We start from the raw sequence: 22,527 nt of genomic DNA on the forward strand, positions 1-22,527 counted from the left end.
TGGTGCGATGGAACCGACTCCCCATTTGTTCGAGCAGGGCCAGGTGCTCCTTATCGACAAACCGCTTGACTGGACCTCTTTCGATGTCGTTCGCAAACTGCGCCGGCTGGTGAGGACAAAAAAGGTCGGCCATGCGGGCACCCTGGATCCCCTGGCAACGGGTTTGCTCATCCTCTGTACGGGGAAGTTCACCAAACGAATCAACGATTTTATGGCGCAGGAAAAGGAATATACCGGGACGATCGTCCTGGGTGCCAGCACCCCTACCTACGACCTGGAAAGCGAACCGCAGCCGGGAAAGGACCCTGCCGGGCTGACGCCGGAAGTGGTGCTGGAGACCATCGCCCGCGAGTTCACGGGCGAGATCTGGCAGACGCCGCCGATCCATTCGGCGATAAAGGTGGGCGGGAAGCGGGTTTATGAATTGGCCCGCAAGGGTAAAGACGTAAAGCTCGAGGCGCGGCGGGTTGTGGTCAGCGAATTTGCGATCACGGATTTCCGGATGCCCGTGCTGGAGTTTCGGGTGGTTTGTTCAACAGGAACGTATATCCGCAGTCTGGCCAATGACCTTGGCGCCGTTCTTGGTTGCGGCGGTTATCTCAGCGGGCTGCGCCGGACGCGTATCGGGGAATTCCGGGCCGACCAGGCGATGAGCATCGCCGCGGCGGAGGAGTATATTCAGGGAAAATTCGATGCCTTGGAGCGGGGTGAGCCTGCGGGGCAGCCGTCGGGCGAATAGAAGGGGCAGCCGCTAGAAGGGATAGCCGCCGTTAGAAGGGGCAGCCGCCGTTAGAAGGGGTAGCCGATGCCCAGCTGGAACTGTCCTTTGAAGAGCTGCATATCATAGAACCAGCTTTCGCTGTGATCCTGTCGCTGTGGATCTTTTAGCTTATATGCCCAGTCAAACCGGATGATGAACCAGTCGAAGTCGAAGCGCAACCCGGTGCCGGCATCGACGGCAAATTCCCGGTAGAAGCGGTTGAACTGAAAATCACTTCCCTTATCGGCCTCTTTTGTGATGGCGGGACTGTCGATCAGCACATGGCGGTCCCAGATATTGCCCGCATCCACATATATGGCGCTAAGAACCTTGACGCTGTTGAAGAGTGTGCCTATCGGAAAGCGATACTCGATATTGCCTTCCAATTGCACGTCGCCGAAACGGTCGAGCGGATAGGTGCCCGAGGCCTTGCCCGCGGTGTCATAAAATTTGGAGGAGCCCAGTCCCAACTGCCGGACCTGCCAGCCGCGCATGCTGTTGGGGCCGCCTGCGAAAAAGGCTTTGTAGAAGGGGAGGGTCTGCTCCCATCCCGAGCCTTCCCGGCCATAGGCCCAGCCGGCACCCGCATAGGCATGAAAGGCCAGCTGGCTGCGGCGATAGTCGATATGGTGCCGGTAATCCACTTCTCCCTTGACAAAGCGCCAGAGCGCGCCTTCATCGAGTTTCCGGGAGATGAGCCCGGCCAGCCCGCCGCTGCTTTCCCCGCTGAAGGACACGAAGTCGGAATGTCTGCCGTATTTGTTGAATATCTTATAGACGACCTGTGAACTGAGTACGAGTCCACTTTTGAAGGCCAGGTTCAAAGAAGGGACCTTTTGCAGATAGGAGTTGAAGCTGTCGGTCTTGCTGAGCTGGGTATATTCGATATTGATCGGCCGGAGAAGGAGTGAGCGGTTGCCCCAGGTCCGTTCCCAGCCGAAGGACCCGTTTATCGACCGCATGGTGAAGAACTGGTGGCGATCGATATACGATGCGTTGACGTTCACCACGGAGCGGAGACTGTCCAGGCGGCCCTGTCTTCCAAAGAGAAGCCTTAGCTGGCGGGGTAACAGGCGGGGGAAGGAAATGGTGTGCGAGATGCTGGCTTGCGTGGTCTGGATGAAATCGGACCCCAGTTCGACACCGCCCCGGAGCGTGGTGGAGGTTAGCACCGACTGTTTGTAGGCGTTGCGGTTCCGCAGCCCGAGGTTGGCATTGATCCCGAAAAGATTGGTGGCCGTGACGATATCGTTGGTATTGCGGGCCACTTCGTAGTCGGCGTTGAAGAACTGTTTTACCGCGGGATAGAGCTTTAGCGTTCCGTCGAGGACGGAGTCGCTGCTGTCTGAGGGCGTGAAGCTCATCGTGGACTGTTGCCAGGCGCCCATCTGGTTGAACCGGTTGAGCGTACGGATCACGTTCTGCTGGCGGTAGAGACTGCCGGGCCGTACGAATACATTATCGGTAATGACCCAGGGCTTGAACTTATTGGCGCGGGATATCAGCGTGATACCGCGGGCGGCACTGGTGTCGATATTGCTTACCGTCACCGTATCCTCGATAATGATCGGCAAGTCGGGATAGACGTTGATGTGACCGACATAGTATTTGGTGATGTGAGTGGAATCATGGACGGGGCGTTCGCTTACCTCGACATTGATCGTGGGATGTTCCCGTTTCTTTTTCAATTCTTCCAGCAGCGCTGCCTGTTGAAAGGGGTCCAGGTTCGGATCGATCAGCGCCGATACGACGCTATCCCGGAAGAAGACGAGGTCGTCCTTGGTAAAATAGTAGTAGCCGTTGTTATGAAAGAGGTTGACCAGGCGATCGCGCTCATTGGACATCAGCTGTTTGGAATAGGGCAGGCCTTTCTTCAGGAAGGACTCTTTGCGGTGTTCGAGTGCCAGGGCCTGCAGGGCCGGCGTCGACAGGTTGAACCCGATGGAGTCCAGCCGCATCTGCGTGCCGGGGTAGATGGTAAAGTCGATGGTCACCCGGTATTCATTGCGTTCGGGGTGCTTTTTGAACCGCACGGTGTCCCGGCGAACGGTATCCTTGATGGCGGGCGTGTTATAGCCCAAGGCATTGAGCAGGGAATTCATAAATCCGATGCTCCGGCGGATGTTGGCTGTATCGAACACCGGGGGATTCATGACCTTGCGGTAAAGCCCGATGATGGAAACGATCTGGGGGCGAAGGCTGTCGTCCAGCTGGTTGGATAACCTGGTTTCCAGGTCGCGTTTTTCTCCGCTGGGGAAGTTGCCTTCCACTTTTACGTTGACGGCAAAGACAAAGGGCTGGTGGTATTGATAGTGGCGGGGAACCGTACAGGAAAAGAGCAGGGTTAAAACCAAGGTTGGGAGCAGCAATGCAGGATTGAGAAAAGATACAGTAACTTGCCGTTTGTCCATATTGTAAATGAAGTGCAATGCTGATCACAAAATCGCAGGTCAAATATATTCAAAGTTTAGCCCATAAAAAATTCCGTGATGCAGAAGGCGTTTTTGTGGTGGAAGGGCCCAAGATCGTGGGGGAGTTGCTACGGGCGCCCAACCTGCGCTCCCGGGTCGTTTATGCGCTTTCCCGTTGGGCCGGCGAATTACCGGAACCCCTGCGCGCGGTGGTGACTGTTGTCGAAGAGTCCCAACTGGAGCGGTTGTCCGCGTTGACGACCCCCAACCAGGTGGTGGCGGTATTCGAAAAGCCGGTGTTCCAGGCACCCGACTTTGACAAAGGCGTTCATCTCGCGCTGGACGGCATTCAGGATCCCGGCAACCTGGGGACCATTGTCCGGCTGGCGGACTGGTTTGGCATTGCCAACGTCGTTTGCAGTGAGGACAGTGCCGATGTCTATAATCCGAAAGCCATCCAGTCGACTATGGGAAGCATTGTCCGGGTGTCGGTGCGATATGAGGAGCCGGGTGCGTTGATCCGCCGGTCGGGGTTACCGGTGTATGCGGCCCTGCTGGAAGGGGAGGGGGTGTATGGTATCGGCCGGATCGACAAGGGATGGGTCCTTATTGGAAACGAATCGAAGGGTATCCGGCCTGAGTTGCAGCCGCTGGCCACGCGGCGGGTCACCATTCCCCGTATCGGTCAGGCGGAATCGCTGAATGCGGCCGTAGCTACCGGGATCCTGTTATCCCACCTGGTGGGATAGTGGTTATCGGAACTGGATGGCCCGGGCGGGTTGCATCCGGCGGACGATGATCGTCGGGATCATGAGGATCAGGAAGCAGACGACGAATGTGCCGCCGTCTACCAGCAGTAGATGCCACCATTCCAGCCGGACCACCGCTTTGGAAATAAAATAGGCATCCTCCGGCAAGGTGATGAACCCATAGTGATCCTGCAGGAAGCAGATCAGCAGCCCGAAGACATTGCCGAGGACGATGCCGAAAAGGGTGATGATGGTGCCCTGGTAGAGGAAGATGGTCTGGATGGAAAGATTGGGCGTACCCAGCGCCTTCAGGATACCGATCATGCGGGTTCGTTCCAGCACCAGGATGATCAGGCAGGTGACGAGGTTGAGCGTGGCGACGATGATCATGATGATCAGCACGATGGCGATGGTCGTATTCTGCAGATTGAGCCAGTCGAAGATATTGGGGAAGACGTCCTGGGTCGTATGGCTGCCCCAGTCCTTTGGTAGCTGGTCGAAGATTCGAGAGTTCACGGCATCCGCCTGCCGGTAGTCATAGCCAAAGATCTCATATCCGCCGATCTGGTCCGGGTTCCAGTTGTTGAGCCGTTGGATCAACCGGAGATCGCCGATGGCGATCAGCTTATCATAGTCTTCGATGCCGGTCTTGAAGAGCCCGGAGACGATCATCGGGCGGACGCGCGGCGGGCCGTCATTCCGTACAAAATAGATCACCACTTTATCGCCGACCTTTATATGGAGCTGGCCGGCGGTATATTCGGACAGGACGATCTCGCTGCTATAGCCGCTGTCGGGGAACCGGGGCCAGCGGCCGGCCTTTAGAAAATCGCGGAGATTGCCGAAATCATAGTCTCTTTCCACGCCCTTTAGCTGGACATAGTCGATACTCTCGCTGCTGCGGATGACGGCATACTTGGTCGCAAAGGCCTGGATGGTCTTTATCCCGGGGTCGTGTTTGAGGATGCGCAGGACGGTATCGTTCTTTTCCATCGGCGCTTCTTCGGAGATAAGCCCGCGGTTGGGGGAGTAGTGCTGGACGCGGAGATGACCCCAGAGATTGAACACCTTCTGGCTGATAGCATATTGAAAACCGTTGGTGAAGGCCAGGGTCAGGAGCATGGCTGCGACGCTGATCACCGTTGCCGCTATGGCCAACCGGATGATAAAACGCGAGAAGGATCGTTCCCGGTTGAAGGCGACGCGGCGGGCTATAAAGGCTGGTACATTCATATTATATGCCCGGGCCGCTTGAGCGGACCGGATGTTATTCGGTGGTCAAAAGTAACAGGTGGGGGGCGATCAATGAAATTTTTGTGCTAATTTGTCGGGCGCCATCGCAAATCAATTCTTTTCCCATGAATCGCAACGCCTGCATTGCTCTGTTGATCTTTTTGCTGGGGGCCGGCGGGCTGACCGCTCAGATACCCGACTTTGTCTATTCGCCGACGATCGGCACGCCCCAGCTTTTTACGGCCGGCAATCAACTGGGTTATCCTATAATCCGGTTGAACACCGGCGATCAGCTGGAGTTGCATTTCGACGACCTCGATGAGAGTGTGAAGAGTTATTACTATACGATCGTCTTGTGTAACGAGGACTGGACGCCTGCCGAGGTGAGCGAATTCGACTATATCAAAGGGTTTTCCCAGATCCGCATCGAGAACTATCGCATCTCTTCCGTCGCGCTCACGCATTATGTCCATTACACGGCGACGGTGCCCGACCCCAATTGTATTCCCATCCATTCGGGGAATTACCTGCTAAAGGTCTTTCTCGACGGGGATACGTCGAAGCTGGCCTTTACCAAACGTTTCCTGGTGACCGATTCGCGGGTCAAAATACAGAGCCAGCTGCTGACGCCGCAGAACTTCGAACTTGCGCACACCTATCAGAATATCCAGTTCCGGCTGAATGTCTCGGCGATAAACCCGCCCAATGTCCTGGACCAGGTGCGCGTGGTCGTCCTGCAGAATTACCGGTGGGACAATGCCATCCATGGCGTGAAACCGAGGATCTACCTCAACAACGATCTGCAGTACAACGGCACGGATGATTTCAATTTTGAAGGTGGTTCGGAATGGCGCTGGGCCGATCTGCAAAGCTTCCGGTTCCAGAGTGACCGGGTCCAGACGGCCGACTATGGCAAGACCTCCACCGATGTTTTTTTGAAACCGGATGCCGACCGCAGCCAGCGGGAATTTTACTTCTACAAGGACTATAACGGCGGTTTTATCATCCAGACCACCGAGCCCTACAGTCCGCTTTATCAGACGGACTATGCCACGGTGCATTTTGTCTATGTGCCTGGGGGGAATATCCCGCTTGACAACAAGGATGTTTATGTGTTGGGGCGGTTCACCGGCGGCGGGATCAATGATAGTTGCAAGATGACATGGAATGCGGAGAAGGGTGGATACGAACGCAATTTCCGGATGAAGCAGGGATACTACAGTTATTCTTATGTTGCGGTCGACCGGGGTGATGCTTCGATGAAGGGGACCTTTGTACAGACCGAAGGCAATCATGTGGAGACGGAGAATGACTATATGATCCTGGTGTATTACCGGGCGCTTGGCGCCCGTGCCGATGAGCTGATCGGGATCACCCGCTTCAACAGCCTCAATAAATAATTTTTTGGATCAATTCGGAGATCGTTTCGTGCAATTTCATTACCTTCGCACCGGCAAAGTCTTATACGACCAGCTCCCGCTGAACCCCGCCAGGGCCGGAAGGCAGCAACGGTAGGTGGTCGTAGCGGTGCGATATAAGTAACTTTGCCATTTTTTATTGGTATAAAGCCAACAATTCTCCCGCCACCGCCCCCTCCTCTGAATGGATATTACGTATCTTTATACTCCAAAATAAAGCGATATATTATGAAATTCTTCATCGACACGGCCGATCTGGCGCAAATCAAGGAAGCAAACGACTTAGGCATTTTAGATGGTGTTACGACCAATCCCTCGCTGATGGCGAAGGTGGGCATCAAGGGTGAGGCTGCGGTGACCAATCATTACAAGACGATCGCAGAACTGGTGGACGGTGATGTAAGCGCTGAAGTGGTATCGACTGAATTCAAGGCTATCATCGAAGAAGGTAAGAAGCTGCATGCCATCCATCCGAATATCGTGGTGAAGGTACCGATGATCAAGGAGGGTATCAAGGCGTTGAAATGGTTTTCCGACAACGGCATTAAGACCAACTGTACGCTCTGTTTCTCTGCGGGTCAGGCTATCCTGGCGGCAAAGGCGGGCGCCAACTATATCTCTCCTTTTATCGGGCGTATTGACGACAGCAACTGGGATGGTTTGGAACTTATCGAGCAGATTGCCGAGATCTATTCGATACAGGGATATGAGACCGAGATCCTGGCGGCTTCTATCCGCAGTCCTTTGCATATCGTCAAGTGTGCGGAAGCCGGCGCCAACGTGATCACTTCGCCGCTGGAATCGATCCTTGGATTGCTCAAGCACCCGCTGACGGATATCGGCCTGGCTAAGTTCCTGGCGGATGCCAAGGCCTGGGCATAGCGTTCAAAAGATTTAAATAATTGCCGCAGGCGATTCCGCGAAGAGTGGGATGGTCCTGTGGCTTTTTTGTTCTCCGGCGGCTGCGAGTCCGACTACTTCGCCGATGAGGATGATCGCCGGATGTGTGAGTTCGTGGGTGGCGGCCAACTCTGCGAGTGACCCGGCGGTTCCCACGGCTACCTGCTGGCTGTTCCAGGATCCATGCCGGATAATGGCCGCCGGCATCGCGCCGGCGCCTTCCTGCCGGTACAACCCGGCTATTTCCGCCAGTTTCTTCATCCCCATATAGATTACCACCGTCGCCTTGCTTTGCAAGGCCAGCCGAAGGTCGGCGGACAGGGAGCCGTCTTTCTTTGTACCGGTGACGACCCAGATACTTTCGCTGACCGCCCGATGGGTGAGGGGGATATCCGCCAGTCCCGCTGTTTGCATGCTGGTGATCCCCGGAATATAGGAAACCCGCAGACCCAGCTCCCGGGCAAAGAGCAGTTCTTCGAAGCCGCGGCCGAAGATAAAGGGGTCTCCGCCCTTCAACCGGATGATCGTTCCGCCGGTTGCTGCTTTCTCCCGGATCAAGGCGTGGATCTCGTCCTGGGTAATTGTGGACCGGTAAGGCCGTTTGCCGACACAGATGCATTCGCAGCCGGGCGGTGCCAGTTCCAGCAGGGTGGTGTTAGCCAGATGGTCATAGAGAATGACGTCGGCCCGCTGGAGCGCCCGCCAGGCTTTGACGGTGAGCAGTTCCGGGTCACCGGGTCCGGCGCCGATGAGAAGCAGCTCGGAAGTGGCGGGAGGTACCGAATTCATATAATTATTAATTTATATGATGTAAATTATGTTTTTTAATCTAAAAAAGAACTATACTTGTATCGGATCATTGCATATAATTAATCGTAATATTTAACGACTGCTTCCCATTTAACCTCCCAAATTCATTGAGTATGAGCAATGGGCATCTTCCTGTGGTGGTCGTTATAGGGAACGGAATGGTCGGTCACCGGTTTTGCGAAAAGTTAAGGTCCGCCGGTCAGTACCGGATCGTTGTGTTTGGCGAGGAGCCGCGGCCTGCCTATGACCGTGTACATCTCAGCGAGTATTTTAATGGTAAATCTGCTTCCGACCTGGCTCTGCCGATGACCGGCTGGTTCGGGGATGAGGAGATTGTTCTTCACCTTGGACATCAGATCCGGGAGATTGACCGGCAGCAGCGGCTGGTCCACTCGGATAAAGGGGTGGTTCAGCCCTATGACTACCTTGTGCTGGCGACGGGTTCTTCCGCGTTTGTCCCCGATATCCCGGGCGTGGAGAAGGAAGGAGTTTTTGTGTACCGGACGATCGAGGACCTGGATAAGATCAGGGGCTATGCCGCCGGGGCGCGGAGCGGCGCGGTGTTGGGCGGCGGGCTGCTCGGGCTGGAAGCGGCGAAGGCTCTGCTGGACCTGGGCATTCCCCAGCCGCATGTGGTGGAGTTTGCACCCCGGCTGATGCCCAGGCAGATCGACAGCGCCGGGAGTCATGCGCTGGAGTCCAGTCTGAAGAAACTGGGCCTTCAGCTTCATCTGAATAAAGTGACCCAGTCCATCGAGGGGCATGGCCGCATCGAGGCGTTGCAGTTTGCCGATGAAAGCCGGATCGCCATCGACCTGCTGGTTATTTCTGCGGGTATCCGGCCGCGTGACGAGCTGGCGCGGCTGGCCGGGGTTTCCGTCGGGACCCGCGGCGGGATCGTCGTGAATGAACGACTGCAGACTTCCGACAAACATATCTATGCCATCGGGGAATGTGCGTTGGCACAGGGAATGATCTATGGCCTGGTGGCTCCCGGTTATGAGATGGCCGATGTGGTTGCCGCCAATCTGCTGGGCGGCAACAAGGTGTTCACCGGCTTTGATATGAGCACCAAGCTAAAACTAATCGGTGTGGATGTGGCGAGCTTTGGCGATCCGTTTGCCGCCGAGCCGGATTGCGGAACGATCGTTTTTGAAGACCGTCATAAAGGAGTTTACAAACGGATCAACGTCACCGCGGATGGCAAATACCTGTTGGGGGGCATCCTGATCGGCGATGCGGCGGCCTATAACCTGCTGTTGCAGACGGTGAACAACCGGCTGGTGTTGCCCGCCGATCCGTCGGCGCTGATCCTTGGCAATCGGGATGCGGCCTCGGATGGACTGGGCGCGATGAGCCTGCCTGATGAAGCCCTTATCTGCAGCTGCGAAGCCGTGACCAAGGCGGCCATCTGTACGGCCGTGGTGGAGAAGGATGCCACCACGATGGACGTGATGAAGAAATGTACCCGCGCGGGCACCGGCTGCGGAGGTTGTATCCCGCTGGTAAAGGACCTGATCACCGCCACGATGAAGGCCGGCGGGATGTATGTCCGCAACGTCATCTGCGAACATTTTGAACATTCACGGCAGGAGCTGTTCGATCTGATCCGGCTGCACGATATCCGCACCTATGCGGAGGCCCTGGCGCACTGGGGCAAGGGGGACGGCTGTGAGGTGTGTAAGCCGGCCGTGGCGAGCATTCTCGCGAGTCTGTGGAATGAGCCGATCGTCAAACAGGCGACGATCCAGGATAGTAATGACCGTTATCTTGCCAATATCCAGAAAGGGGGCAGCTATTCGGTAGTGCCCAGGATACCCGGCGGCGAGATCACCCCGGACAAACTCATCGTGCTGGGCAAGGTCGCCAAGCGATACAATCTCTATACAAAGATCACGGGCGGACAGCGGATCGATCTCTTTGGCGCGCATGTAGGCGACCTGCCGGCCATCTGGGAAGAACTGATCGAAGCCGGTTTTGAAAGCGGTCATGCCTATGGCAAGGCCCTGCGTACCGTGAAAAGCTGTGTAGGCAGCACCTGGTGCCGGTTTGGGCTGCACGACAGCGTTTCCTTTGCCATAGAGATCGAGCAGCGGTATCGGGGTATCCGTGCGCCGCATAAGATCAAGGGCGGCGTCAGCGGCTGTGTCCGCGAATGCGCCGAGGCGCAAAGCAAGGACTTTGGGATCATCGCCACGGAGAAAGGCTGGAACCTGTTCGTATGCGGTAATGGAGGTTCACGGCCGCAGCATGCACAGCTGCTGGCCACGGATATTGACAAAGACAGTTGTGTCCGGTATCTCGACCGGTTTTTGATGTTCTATATCCGCACGGCCGATCCGCTGACCCGGACCGCGACCTGGCTCAACAAGATGGATGGCGGCATGAGCTATCTGAAGAATGTCGTCGTCAACGACAGTCTGAACATGGGAGAGCAGTGGGAGCGGGAGATGCAGGCGCTTGTCGACAGCTATAAATGCGAGTGGAAGGAGGTTGTCGACGATCCCGAGCTGCGCAAACGTTTCAATCATTTTGTCAACGCGCCCCGGAAGAAAGATCCGGAGCTGCAATTCGATAACCTGCGCGGCCAGACGAAGGCGCAGGAATGGTAAACTATTCACAATGGAATCAACGGCTATTAATGTAAAATGGATGGCTGCCTGCCGGGTGGAAGATGTCCCCGGTGACGGCGGCGCCTGTGTTCTTCTGGGCGGCGAGCAGATCGCCATCTTCTTCTTCGCCCGGCGCGATGAATGGTATGCTACGGAGAACCGCTGTCCCCATAAGCAGCAGATGGCTCTTGCCCGCGGGATGACGGGCAGCACCGGGCCGGACTGCGAGCCCAAGGTGGCCTGTCCTTTTCACAAGAAGACCTTTTCCGTGCGAACGGGCGAGTGTCTGAGCGGGGAGGACTACAGTATCCGCACCTACCCGGTCAAGGTCAAGAATGGCCGGGTATATGTCGGCATTCCGTGGTAAATTGCGTTATGCGTGATATCACACACAAGCCCGTCACTTTACGCACGGCGAGGGCGCGGGGGGTACTCTTCTGCAGCGCCGAGAACCTTCCGCTTATCCGGAACGGAACCTTACCCAAGGGAAATCTCTTCGATGTGGCCCGGGCGGCCGGCTTTCTCGGCGCCAAGGCGGTTCCGCAGTTGTTACCCCATTGTCATCCCGTGACCATCGACGGTATGGAGATGACCTTCGAGCTGCTGGATCCCGAGCGGGATCGCGACTGGCTGGGCACGGCCGATGCCGGCCGGAGCGGTATCGTCATCGTCGGCGAAGCCCGGAGTATCGGCCGTACGGGTATCGAGATGGAGGTCCTTGCCGGAGTGTCGATTGCTGCGCTGGAACTGTACGATATGCTGAAACCGGTGGACAAACAGTTGGAGATCGGTCATATCCGGCTCCTGGAAAAAAAAGGCGGAAAAAGCGATCGGGAGCGGTTTTTCGCCACACCGCCCACCTGCGCGGTATTGGTCTGTTCGGACAGCACTGCCGCGGGCAAGCGCGAGGATAAGAGCGGCGGGATCATCCGGGAAATGCTTGAAGGTGTAAACGCCCGGGTTGTGGACTATGCCGTCGTTCCCGACGAGAAGAGCGTCATCCAGCAACAGGTCAGGGAATGGGTGAGCAAAGACATTCAATTTATTTTTACCACGGGTGGAACGGGGCTTGGGCCACGTGATAACACCGTCAGCGCCATAAAGGAAATGCTCGAACGCGACGCCGATGGGATTGCCGAGGCGATGCGGGTCTATGGGCAGCAGCGTACGCCGATGGCCATGATGAGCAGGGGGGTGGCTGGTTCCATCGGGCATACCCTTGTCGTCACCCTGCCGGGAAGCAGTGACGGCGTGCGAGAGTCGCTGGAGGCTATTCTGCCCGCGGTCTTTCATGCGCGTAAAATGATGAAAGGAGGAGGGCACTGAGATGATCGATTTTCGGAAAGCGCAGGAACTGGTGCTGCAACAGGCACGCAGCTTTGGTACGGAGGCCGTTCCGCTGGAACAGGCCCTGGGCAGGGTGTTGGCTGAGACCATCCGGGCGGACCGCGACTATCCACCCTTCGACCGGGCCTCGATGGATGGATATGCAGTTCGCTACAATGATCTGGAAAAAGGTGTCCGTCAATTTACGATTGTCGAGACCCTGCTGGCGGGCTATGCGCCGCAACGGGCGATCGAAAGCGGGGAATGTTATAAGATAATGACCGGTGCAGCCGTGCCGGCCGGTGCGGATCTTATTATCCGCCGGGAAAATGCGGAGGAGCAAGGCGGTCATATGCTGTTGGCCGAACGGCCCGCCGAAGCGCTTCCCGCGGCGACCTTGCCCGCGCCTGCCGATCCGCGGTTCCCGTGGCGGCCTTTTCAGAATATTGCCCGCAGAGGCGAAGATCTGCTGTCCGGGGATATCGTCATCGACCGGCCCTGTCTTTGCGAACCGCCCGTCATCGGCCTGCTGGCGACCCTTGGTCATATAACGGTAAAGGTTGCGCGTCCCCCGGTCGTCGGCCTGCTGACTACCGGTGACGAGGTGGTGCCCGCCGGCGGCGCCGTCAGTCCGGTGCAGATCCGCAACAGCAACCGCTGGCTGCTGGAAGCCGCGTTGAAGAAGGCGGGGGCAGGCCCTGGAGTCTGGGGGCATGCGCCTGACGACCCCGGGCTTTTACGGCGACGTATCGGAGAAATGCAGGGTTGTGATGTCCTGATCCTTTGCGGCGGTGTCTCTGCCGGTGATGCGGACTATGTTCCCGGTGTGCTGGAAGCGCTTGGGGTTCAGAAACTTTTCCATAAGGTGGCCATGCGGCCGGGTAAGCCAGTGTGGTGCGGGGTGACAAAAGAGGGGAAGATGGTCTTTGCGCTGCCGGGAAATCCTTTTTCCTGTCTGGTCAATATGATCCTGCTGATACGCCCTTATCTGCAGGCCTGTTATGGGCTTCCCGTTGCGGAGCCGCTTGGCCTGGCGATGGGAACGGCGAGAAAGAAACGGTCCCCGCTGGATGAGTTCTTCCCCGTCCACTGCCAGGGCTCGCCCGCGAGGGTCACGCCGGTCACTTTGAATGGCTCGGGGGATATCCGGCTGGGCAGGCAGGCAAATGCCCTGGCGCTGCATCCGGCAGGAGCCGATGATCTTGCGGAAGGCGAGATCGTCGCCTGCTATCCCTTTTTATAAGGCTTCTCCCATGCCTACCATATTTTATATTGTGAAAATAAATATGTTGCATTATAGATAATGCATGTGACAAAATATCGTGCTTTTTTGCTATTTTTATTACATAAGTAATATTTAATATAGCTTTCTTACTCAAGTCTTCGATTGCCCTCCCTCTATTCGATTCTCCGGTTGCTGCCATTTGGATGCTATTGTAACCAAAACTACCCGCATGCACAAAATCATCACCGGAATGAGCATTTGGCTATTCTCCTGTATTTCCCTGCCTGCCTGGTCGCAGCTCTCGCTGACCGGCCAGCTCAGGGTCCGCACCGAACTGCGTAACGGATATGGCACCCTCGAGACCATCGGCAATCAGCCGGCCTTTCTGACCTCGCAGCGTGCCCGGCTCAATTTTAATTACCGGTCGTCCCGGCTCCTCTTTCAGGCTTCGGTGCAGGATGTCCGGGTCTGGGGCGCCGACGCTTCGACAATCAACAATGCCGATGGTGGGCGGTTGAGTGTGCACGAAGCCTGGGGCGAACTGGTGCTGGCCAATGCCCATGACAGCAGCTTTGGCCGGAGTTCCGTCGAATACTTCGGCATCCGGGTGGGCCGGCAGGAGCTGGTCTATGACGATCAGCGGCTGTTGGGAAATCTCGACTGGCTGCAACAGGCCCGCAGGCATGACGCCATCGTCTTCAAATTGCTGAACAAGGGCTGGCAGGCCGATCTGGGCGCTGCCTTCAACCAGAACACAGACGCCTTCAACTATAATGGTACAAGCTATACACCGGCCAATGTTCCTGCTTATGTCAAAGACAGCAAGGGTAACCTTACGTCCGTGCCGGCAGGCTATCTTCCATTGGTGAATGCTGCGGGGCTCAGCGCCCGCGCCGGCAGCCCATCCCTGGTTGCGACGCCGGGCACGAACGGGGCCAACCAGGATTACAAGGCCATGCAGTTTCTCTATGCGGCAAAGCAGTGGGGACCAACCCGGCTGGCGGCCCTGCTCTTTGTCGACGAGTTTGGCAGATATAAACTGGATTCGGTGAAGAACATTGCCGGCGCCGATACCGGCTGGCTCTACGGCCGGCATTTCAATCAGGCGGGTGTGAATACCCGCGCTACCGGCGGGCTGTTGCTGACGACGGCGCTGGATCATCATCAGTACTGGCGGCTTCAGGCGGGCGCCTATTACCAGTTCGGTCATGATCGGGACGGGCTGAGCCTGGCTGCCTATACAACGACCCTGGCCCTTACCTACGCACCCCATCTCTTGTCGGGTACGATCGGTTGGGATTACCTATCGGGCAACAACGCCTTCTCTTCGTCCGCCACCAATCATCGCTTCGATCCGCTCTACGGTACGCCGCATAAGTTCTGGGGTTATATGGACTACTTCTACGCCGGCACAGGCTCGGCCACAGGCGGTCTGAACAACCCCTTTTTAAAAGGGAAATATGTTTCGCGCAACAGCCGGCTGTCGGTGGAATTGTGTTATCACTATTTTGGGCTTGCAGCCGAGCAGAAAGATGTAAAAGGAGCGGTGGTATCCAAATACCTTGGCAGCGAGGTGGATGCTGTGGCAACTTATGGCCTGAACAAGATCACCACGCTGGAACTGGGCGCCTGTGCGCTTTGGGCCACGCATTCCATGGAATATGCAAAGGGAATTACACCCCAGGCTGCCCGGCTAAACGCCTCCTGGGTCTATCTCCAATTGAACCTCAAACCCGATTTTCTCCAAAAATAAAACCTGCCGAAATGCAACAGCCACTTCAACCGCTGGATAAGATCCGGCTCTTTTCCCTGGACACGATCCAGATGCGAACTTTTCACATCACCTGGCTCATGTTCTTTGTCTGTTTCTTTGGCTGGTTCGGGTTGGCGCCGTTGATGCCGGCCATTAGGACGGATCTGGGTCTGACAAAGGTGCAGGTCGGCAATACCATCATCGCCTCCGTCTCTTCGACTATTCTTGCGCGGCTGCTCATCGGAAAATTATGCGATGTGCTCGGACCCCGTAAAACGGCTGTCCGTCTGCTGCTGATCGGATCTGTCCCGGTGTTGTTGGTGGGGCTGGCCCGGGATTATACCGGCTTTTTGCTATTTCGACTGGCCATCGGCGTTATCGGAGCGAGTTTTGTCGTCACCCAGTTTCACAGCAGTATGATGTTTGCCCCGAAGATTCGCGGGACGGCCAACGCCCTTACCGGCGGGTGGGGCAATCTCGGCGGCGGGGTGACCAATATGCTGATGCCGGTGATCTTTGCGGCCATCGTCGGTTTTGGGTATACCCCGCACCAGGCCTGGCGTTATGCGATGATCGTACCGGCCATCATGATGTGGGTTGTCGCTTTTCTCTATTACCGGTATACGGAGGATACACCGGCTGGTAATTATTCGGAGATCCGCCGCGTGTCCGGCGATCCGCGGCGGCGCACCGATTGGTCCGTGCTGGCCGACTGGCGTGTCGTCGCCCTTGCCCTGGCCTATGCCATGTCTTTTGGCATGGAGATCACTTTTGACAATGTCGCCGCCCTGCATTTTGTCGACAACTTCCATCTCTCCCAGCACGGCGCGGGTTTTTGGGCCGGGCTTTTTGGTTTTATGAATCTTTTTGCCCGGGCTCTTGGGGGCATCTCTTCCGATAAGATCGGCAGTCGTTGGGGGATGCGCGGCAAGGGGTTCCTGCTGGCCACGGTCCTGTTACTGGAGGGACTTGGGCTGATCGCCTTTGCCCATGCGGGCAGTTTTGTCGTTGCCATTCTTTTTATGCTGTCCTTCGCCCTCTTCCTGAAAATGGCCAACGGGGCGGTGTACGGTATCGTTCCCTTTATCAGCGAATCGAGCATGGGGTTGATCAGCGGGGTAGTCGGCGCCGGCGGAAATCTCGGCGGGATGCTCTTTGGTTTCCTGTTCCGGTCGGAGTCGATCACCTATGCGGCGGCCTTCACCTATATCGGGCTAATGGTGGTGACCATCGCGTTTATCGTGCTGGTTACCCGTTGGCGGCGTGAGAACGCGGGGGCGCTGCGACCGGATTCTCCACATCCCGCGGCAACGTCCGCGACACCTGCTACGGCTTAAGCGTCATTCATGGCTACCGCACCACACCGTCACACCGAGCGATCCTTTTCCACCTGCTGTTATTGTGGAGTAGGGTGCGGCGTCACCGTGTACAAGGACCGGAAAGGGCGTATAGCGGTGGAGGGGAGTGCCGATTATCCGGTGAACAAGGGCCTGCTTTGCAGCAAGGGTCTGAACCTGCACTATACGGTAAACGACCGGCAGGACCGCCTGCTTTATCCCCAAATGCGGCTCCATCGCGGGATGCCGTTGCAGCAGGTGGGTTGGGATGCGGCGCTCGGGCGGGCCGCCGCGGTATTCCGCAGCCTGATCGCCAGATATGGCCCCGACAGTGTCGGGTTTTATGTGTCAGGTCAATGTCTGACCGAAGAATATTATGTCGTCAACAAACTGGTCAAGGGCTTTATCGGCACGAACAATATCGACAGCAACTCCCGGCTTTGCATGAGCACGGCTGTCGCGGCGCATAAGCTTGCCCTTGGAGAAGACAGTGTTCCGGTGAGTTATGCCGACATCGAAGCGGCCGACTGCTTCTTTGTCACGGGCGCCAACCCGGCCTGGTGCCATCCCATCCTCTGGCGGCGGGTAGAGGCGCGGAAGGCGGCGCATCCGGGTGTGAAGATCATCATTGCCGATCCCCGCCGGACCGACTCCGCCGCGGCGGCCGATCTGCACTTACCGCTTAATCCTGGCACGGACAGCACGCTGCACTATGCTATCGGCAGGCTGCTGATCGAACAGGGTCGGCTTCAGGCCGATTTTATCCGCGACCATACGGAGGGTTTTGAGAACTACCGGCAACGGGTATTTGCCCGGACGCTAGCCGAGGCCGCCGCCCTTTGCGGTCTGCCGGAGCAAGATATCCGTCAGGCGGCGGAGTGGATCGGTGATGCAACCGGGTACCTGAGTCTTTGGACTATGGGATTAAATCAAAGTGCAACGGGGGTGAACAAGGTGCTGTCCCTGATCGATCTTCATTTGCTGACGGGGAAGATCGGCCGGCCGGGTTCCGGTCCTTTTTCCCTGACGGGCCAGCCCAATGCCATGGGGGGCCGGGAGACGGGTGGACTGGCCAACCTGCTGCCGGCCCATCGGGATCTTTCCAATCCGGAGCACCGGCGACAGGTGCAGGAATATTGGGGTTGCGGTCCGCTGTCGGCAACTCCCGGGCTCACTGCCACTGAGCAGTTCGAAGCCCTGGCCGACGGCCGGATGAAGGCCATCTGGATCATGGGCACCAATCCGCTGGTAAGCCTGCCGGATGTCCGGCTTGCCGAGGCGGCATTGAAAAACGCGCGGTTCGTCGTCGTTCAGGAAGTGAGCAACCGGCCGGAGACCCTGGCCTATGCCGATCTGATCCTGCCGGCCGCCGCGTGGACGGAGAAGCAGGGGACGATGACCAACTCCGAGCGGCGGATCAGCCTGCTGGACAGGATCGTCGACCCGCCGGGCGAAGCGCTGCCCGACTCGGTCATCTTCAGCCGCCTGGCGCAAAAAATGGGTTTCAAGGGATTCGATTATTCCGGTCCCGCGGAGATCTTCCGCGAACACGCGTTGCTGACGGCCGGGACCTCCATCGATATCAGCGGCCTCGATTATTCCATCCTCCAGGCAAAACGATCTGTCCAGTGGCCCTATCCCGCGGGATGTACCGATGGAGGCACGGAACGGCTCTTTACCGACCACCGGTTCCATACTCCATCCGGCAGGGCCGTCTTTCACTCCGGCGCCGATGAAGTTCGCAGTGAACTGCCCGACGACCGATATCCGCTGATCCTGACCACAGGCCGCATCCGCGATCAATGGCATACCATGACAAAAACGGGGAAGGTGGGTAAGCTCAGGCAACATATCCCGCAGGCCTTTCTCGAGATAAACCCGGCTAACGCCCTGGCACTGGAACTCCGGGAAGGGGATATCGCCCTGGTCGAATCGCGACGCGGCGAGGTGCGGGTACCGGTGCGGGTAACCGATAACGTGAAAAAGGGCGCCGTTTTTTTGCCCATGCACTGGGGCAAGATACTCGGCAGTGATCTGAACCGGACCAACAACCTTACGCACAGCCTGCTCGATCCCGTGTCAAAGGAACCCGACTTCAAATTCTGCGCGGTTCGGGTAGGGAAGTATCAAAAGAAGAAAGAACGCATCGTCATCGTCGGGGCCGGCGCCGGTGCACATGGTTTTGTCCGCAGTTACCGGGCGCTTAATTCGACGGATGAACTCATCGTCTTCAATAAGGAGAACCAACCATTTTATAATCGGGTACAATTACCCGATTACATCAGTGGTACGCAAAGCTGGGAGCAATTGGTGCGGATGACGGAGGAGGAGGAAGGAGAGGTGGACATCCGGCTGCACCGCGGCGTCAGCATCGAACGGATCGACCGGGTGGCAAGGACTGTGACCGACTCGACGGGGGCGGTCACAGCTTATGACAAGTTGATCCTCGCCACCGGGAGCCGGGCGGCCCTGCCGAAACAGGTGCCGAAACTGGAGGGCATTTTCACCCTGCGCAGCCGCGTCGATGCCGACCGTTTCCGGCGGCAGATGTCGCCGGGCAGCCGTGTCGTGGTGGTAGGGGGCGGGCTGCTGGGACTGGAGCTGGCCGCGTCGCTTCGGGAAATGGACATCCCTGTTTCCATCATCCACCGGAGCAGCCGGTTCCTCGACCGGCAGCTGGACAGCCTGGCCAGTCAGCTGCTGCAGGATGAGATTGCCGACCAGGGCTGTGCGATCTATTACTCGGACGAGGTGCAACTGTTTTACGGTCAGTCAAAGCTAACGGGAATCCGGCTGCGCAGCGGCCGCTTGCTGGACTGTGACGCGCTTGTATTTGCTATCGGCACGGTGCCCAATATCGAGATCGCAAAAGCCGCGGGGCTCGACCATCGCCGCGGGGTCGTTGTAGACGGCTATCTGCGTACGAGTGATCCGCATATCCATGCCGTCGGGGAGATCGCCGAGTTCGAAGGTAACCTGTATGGGTTCACGGCCGCGGCCGAACAGCAGGCAGGCGTATTAGCCCGGTTTCTGAACGGGGATATCGCCAGCCATTATAACGGAACGGTGCCCATGAATATCATCAAGATCCATGGCTTTGACCTTTGCAGCATCGGGCTGCCGGACTGTCCCAACAGCAAGGAATACGAGGAGATCGTCTTTATCGACAAGGCGCGGCGGTATTATAAAAAATGCATCATCCATCAGGACCGGCTGGTGGGGGCGATACTGGTTGGCGACAAGGAGGAATTCAAAGAATTCCGGGACTGGATCACGGGCCGGATAGAGCTCAGCGACCGGCGGCTTCAGCTGCTGCGCAGCGGCAACAAGGCTACTCCGGTGATCGGAAAGCTGGTCTGCAGCTGCAATAATGTCGGCGCCGGAAATCTGGCGGAGAAGATCGCGGCGGGTTGCGAGGACCTGGGCGCCCTGTGCGCCGCCACGGGCGCGGGCACGGGCTGCGGCAGCTGCCTGCCGGAGGTGAAAAGGATCCTGGAAGCGGCGGCGGCCGTCAACGGAAAATGAGAACACATGTTTCGAAAGAACTATATCGTCAAGATCAATCTTCCCGGCGGGATCGTCGCTGCGGGGGATCTGTATCCCATTGTGGAGGCGGCAGAAAGGGCAAGAGTGGAGGAGATGCAACTGGGTTCCCGGCAGCAATTGTTTTGCAAGGTGGCGGACCGGTATGGACCCGATTTCCTGAATGCGTTGGATCAGGCGGGTCTTTTTTATGAACAGGAAAAGGAAGTCTATCCGAACATCGTCAGCTCCTATGTCACGGAGGGGGTCTTTGGAAGAAGCGGCTGGGTGAGCGAAGGGTTGTACAAGGATATCCTGGGGGGATTCGATTTCCGGCCGAAGGTGAAGATCAACCTCGTGGAGGGCGGTCAAAGTTTTGTGCCGCTGTTTACCGGTCACCTCAATTTCATCAGTAGTCCTGTCAACAATCACTGGCATCTGGTCGTTCGGCGGCCGGGGACCAACCGGCTTTATCCCTGGAAGGCAGGCATCTATTCCCCCGATATCCCCCGGGTGTGCCAGCTGCTGGAACCGCTGCTGGGCGTGGTGGAAGAGGAGGGACCGTGGGAGCAGCGGTTATACGAGGCCGTACATCTCCGCGGCGGCTTCCCCGAACAGCCCGTGTTGCCGGAGTTGCAAATGCCGGAATTCCGGCTGCCCTACTATGAGGGTTTCAATCGCAGCGGGAACAAGAACTGGCTGGGTATCTATCGCCGCGAGGAGCTTTTTCCGCTTGCTTTTCTGAAGGAGGTCTGTCTCATCGCTTTGCAGACAAAGGTCGGTCAGCTGTATACGACGCCCTGGAAGTCGCTGTTGATAAAGAATATCGAAGAGGCCGATATCGCGCTGTGGGAATATGTGCTGGGCAAATACCGGATGAATGTCCGCCATGCCTCCAACGAGCTCAACTGGCAGATCGAAGATTGCTGTCCGGATGGGTTGCGATTGAAGCGATACCTGGTGCGGCTGCTGGACCAGGACGATATCCGCACGGAGGGGTTAAGCTTCGCCATCAAGACGAAGCAGGGTTCGGGGTTGCCGGGTTCGGTGATCATCCGCAAACAGGAGGGTATCCGGCCCGATCAATCTAAACTGCTGGACCGGTATTCCATCGCCCATACCGTCGATTTCAATCCGCATTCGCGGGAGATCGTGGCATACCGCAAGGACCTGGAAAAGGAAAACCTCTTTCCCTACCTGGTATCGCTTTGCAAGGAATTCTACCGGCAGCAGAGCGAGCGGCAATCACCCCTGCCTTCCCACCCGGTCCCGGTGCAGGCCGGCCAATCCGGGGGTGGTGCGGGTGGCTGGCAATGTCCTCATTGTCTGACCGTCTATCACGAGCAATATGGCGATGAGCAGCAGGGGATAGCGCCCGGCACACCGTTTGCCCGGCTGGAACCGGACTATGTCTGCAGCGTCTGCGGCGGGGCCAAAACCGAGTTCCGGGTCCTCGAAAAAATCAACTGATTCACTATGGACTATCGTACCTTTACAGATAGATATTTTCCGATGTCAGCACTGCAAGACCAATATGGCAGAACGTTCAGGACCCTCCGGGTAAGTTTGTTGCAACATTGTAACCTTGGATGTGTCTATTGCGTCGCAGGGGAGGACGATCTGAAGCAGGCCAATGCCGGTAAGGAAAGCCTTCCGGTGGACGGGTTGCTGGCGATGATCGGGCGGCTGCGGGATCGCCTGCCGTTAGATACGGTGAGGCTGACGGGAGGGGAACCGCTGTTATACCCCGGGCTTACCGCCCTGATCCGGGGGATCCGTGCCGCGGGCATCGGGGCCGTCCGGATGACAACCAATGGTTTTTTGCTTGAGCGGATGGCGGTTGGATTGAAGGAGGCCGGGTTGGAGGCGTTGAACATCTCGCTGGACGCCGTCGATGAGGATGTGTTTTTTCGGATGAGCCGGCGGCATTCGGTTACCCGGATCATCAAGGGGGTGGACGCCGCCATTGCGGCGGGATTACGGGTAAAGATCAATGCGGTGATGATGAAAGGCATCAACGATTGTCAGCTGCTGCCGTTGCTGGAGTTTGCATTTTCCCGTGGGATCACGGTCCGGTTTCTGGAAGTGATGGCGATGGGCCATCTCCACGATACCGCGGGCCGTTACCTGGTTAGCCAGGAGGAGATATTGCGGACTATCGGCGGACATTATCGGATCGTCCCGGAGGAGCGGGCGGCTTCCGCCACGGCGCGATACTGGACGACGGATGCGGGGCATCGTTTCGGGATCATCGCCAACGAGAGCGAGCCTTTCTGCCGGGACTGCGACCGGCTCCGGCTCGACAGCAGCGGTCATATCTACGGATGTTTGAGTAGTAATCAGCCGATCACGCTGCAACCTCATGAAACGGCGGCGGAATGGGATATTAAGTTGAGGGAGGCGTTGGGGCAGAAGCAGGCGTTGAAATTTGTGGGCAGTGACCTCAGTATGTTAAGAATCGGAGGATAGAC

16 protein-coding genes and 1 other RNA gene are annotated in these 22,527 nt (G+C 57.3%); 14 read left to right on the top strand and 3 right to left on the bottom strand.

All coding sequences use genetic code 11. From position 1 onward, the window contains the following. Positions 1–7: 7 nt before the first annotated feature. On the top strand, positions 8–739 hold the full coding sequence (gene truB, locus VGM48_RS02000; protein ID WP_331576034.1) for a tRNA pseudouridine(55) synthase TruB: 732 nt from the start codon (positions 8–10) through the stop codon (positions 737–739). A gap of 50 nt (positions 740–789) precedes the next feature. On the opposite strand, the gene VGM48_RS02005 is transcribed toward truB, so the two are convergent. After that, positions 790–3,114: a BamA/TamA family outer membrane protein gene (locus VGM48_RS02005; RefSeq protein WP_331576035.1), complete on the bottom strand. Its 2,325-nt coding sequence runs from the start codon at positions 3,112–3,114 to the stop codon at positions 790–792. A gap of 74 nt (positions 3,115–3,188) precedes the next feature. On the opposite strand from VGM48_RS02005, the gene VGM48_RS02010 reads away from it, so the two are divergent. Beyond that, the gene (locus VGM48_RS02010; RefSeq protein ID WP_331576036.1) at positions 3,189–3,920 is read left to right on the top strand and encodes an RNA methyltransferase; all 732 of its coding nucleotides are present in this window, start codon (positions 3,189–3,191) and stop codon (positions 3,918–3,920) included. 3 nt (positions 3,921–3,923) lie between these two features. On the opposite strand, the gene VGM48_RS02015 is transcribed toward VGM48_RS02010, so the two are convergent. Next, the gene (locus VGM48_RS02015) at positions 3,924–5,153 is read right to left on the bottom strand and encodes an ABC transporter permease (RefSeq protein ID WP_331576037.1); all 1,230 of its coding nucleotides are present in this window, start codon (positions 5,151–5,153) and stop codon (positions 3,924–3,926) included. A 125-nt stretch (positions 5,154–5,278) separates the two neighbouring features. Between VGM48_RS02015 and VGM48_RS02020 the strand changes: the two genes are divergently transcribed. The 3 genes from VGM48_RS02020 to fsa all read left to right on the top strand — a co-directional run bounded on the left by VGM48_RS02020 (position 5,279) and on the right by fsa (position 7,453). Continuing rightward, positions 5,279–6,553 carry a DUF5103 domain-containing protein gene (locus VGM48_RS02020; RefSeq protein WP_331576038.1) on the top strand — a complete coding sequence of 425 codons (1,275 nt, stop codon included), beginning with the start codon at positions 5,279–5,281 and terminating at the stop codon, positions 6,551–6,553. Positions 6,554–6,605: 52 nt separating this feature from the next. Beyond that, positions 6,606–6,704: signal recognition particle sRNA small type (gene ffs, locus VGM48_RS02025), an RNA gene on the top strand. A 95-nt stretch (positions 6,705–6,799) separates the two neighbouring features. After that, positions 6,800–7,453 carry a fructose-6-phosphate aldolase gene (gene fsa / locus VGM48_RS02030; protein ID WP_331576039.1) on the top strand — a complete coding sequence of 218 codons (654 nt, stop codon included), beginning with the start codon at positions 6,800–6,802 and terminating at the stop codon, positions 7,451–7,453. Between the two features lie 12 nt (positions 7,454–7,465). On the opposite strand, the gene cobA is transcribed toward fsa, so the two are convergent. Beyond that, entirely contained in the window at positions 7,466–8,260 is a 795-nt protein-coding gene (cobA, locus tag VGM48_RS02035) for a uroporphyrinogen-III C-methyltransferase (RefSeq protein WP_331576040.1), read from the bottom strand. 134 nt (positions 8,261–8,394) lie between these two features. On the opposite strand from cobA, the gene nirB reads away from it, so the two are divergent. From nirB to VGM48_RS02080, 9 genes are all read left to right on the top strand, one after another. Further along, a complete protein-coding gene (nirB, locus tag VGM48_RS02040) occupies positions 8,395–10,893 on the top strand; it encodes a nitrite reductase large subunit NirB (RefSeq protein WP_331576041.1) in 2,499 nt (832 codons plus the stop codon). Between the two features lie 10 nt (positions 10,894–10,903). Further along, positions 10,904–11,260, top strand: a complete 357-nt coding sequence (nirD, locus tag VGM48_RS02045) for a nitrite reductase small subunit NirD (protein WP_331576042.1) — start codon at positions 10,904–10,906, stop codon at positions 11,258–11,260. A gap of 8 nt (positions 11,261–11,268) precedes the next feature. After that, positions 11,269–12,219 carry a bifunctional molybdenum cofactor biosynthesis protein MoaC/MoaB gene (gene moaCB / locus VGM48_RS02050; protein ID WP_331576043.1) on the top strand — a complete coding sequence of 317 codons (951 nt, stop codon included), beginning with the start codon at positions 11,269–11,271 and terminating at the stop codon, positions 12,217–12,219. A 1-nt stretch (position 12,220) separates the two neighbouring features. After that, the gene (locus VGM48_RS02055) at positions 12,221–13,462 is read left to right on the top strand and encodes a molybdopterin molybdotransferase MoeA (protein WP_331576044.1); all 1,242 of its coding nucleotides are present in this window, start codon (positions 12,221–12,223) and stop codon (positions 13,460–13,462) included. Positions 13,463–13,673: 211 nt separating this feature from the next. Further along, on the top strand, positions 13,674–15,197 hold the full coding sequence (locus tag VGM48_RS02060) for an alginate export family protein (protein WP_331576045.1): 1,524 nt from the start codon (positions 13,674–13,676) through the stop codon (positions 15,195–15,197). An 11-nt stretch (positions 15,198–15,208) separates the two neighbouring features. Beyond that, on the top strand, positions 15,209–16,534 hold the full coding sequence (locus tag VGM48_RS02065) for an MFS transporter (RefSeq protein WP_331576046.1): 1,326 nt from the start codon (positions 15,209–15,211) through the stop codon (positions 16,532–16,534). Positions 16,535–16,543: 9 nt separating this feature from the next. Further along, positions 16,544–20,059 (top strand): molybdopterin-dependent oxidoreductase, encoded by a 3,516-nt coding sequence (locus VGM48_RS02070; protein WP_331576047.1) that lies wholly within the window; start codon positions 16,544–16,546, stop codon positions 20,057–20,059. Between the two features lie 6 nt (positions 20,060–20,065). Beyond that, positions 20,066–21,526 (top strand): rubredoxin, encoded by a 1,461-nt coding sequence (locus VGM48_RS02075; protein ID WP_331576048.1) that lies wholly within the window; start codon positions 20,066–20,068, stop codon positions 21,524–21,526. 42 nt (positions 21,527–21,568) lie between these two features. Further along, positions 21,569–22,525 (top strand): GTP 3',8-cyclase MoaA, encoded by a 957-nt coding sequence (locus VGM48_RS02080; RefSeq protein WP_331576049.1) that lies wholly within the window; start codon positions 21,569–21,571, stop codon positions 22,523–22,525. The last annotated feature ends 2 nt before the right edge of the window (positions 22,526–22,527 follow it).

Source organism: Puia sp. (genome assembly GCF_036500295.1).
Taxonomy (GTDB): Bacteria; Bacteroidota; Bacteroidia; order Chitinophagales; family Chitinophagaceae; genus Puia.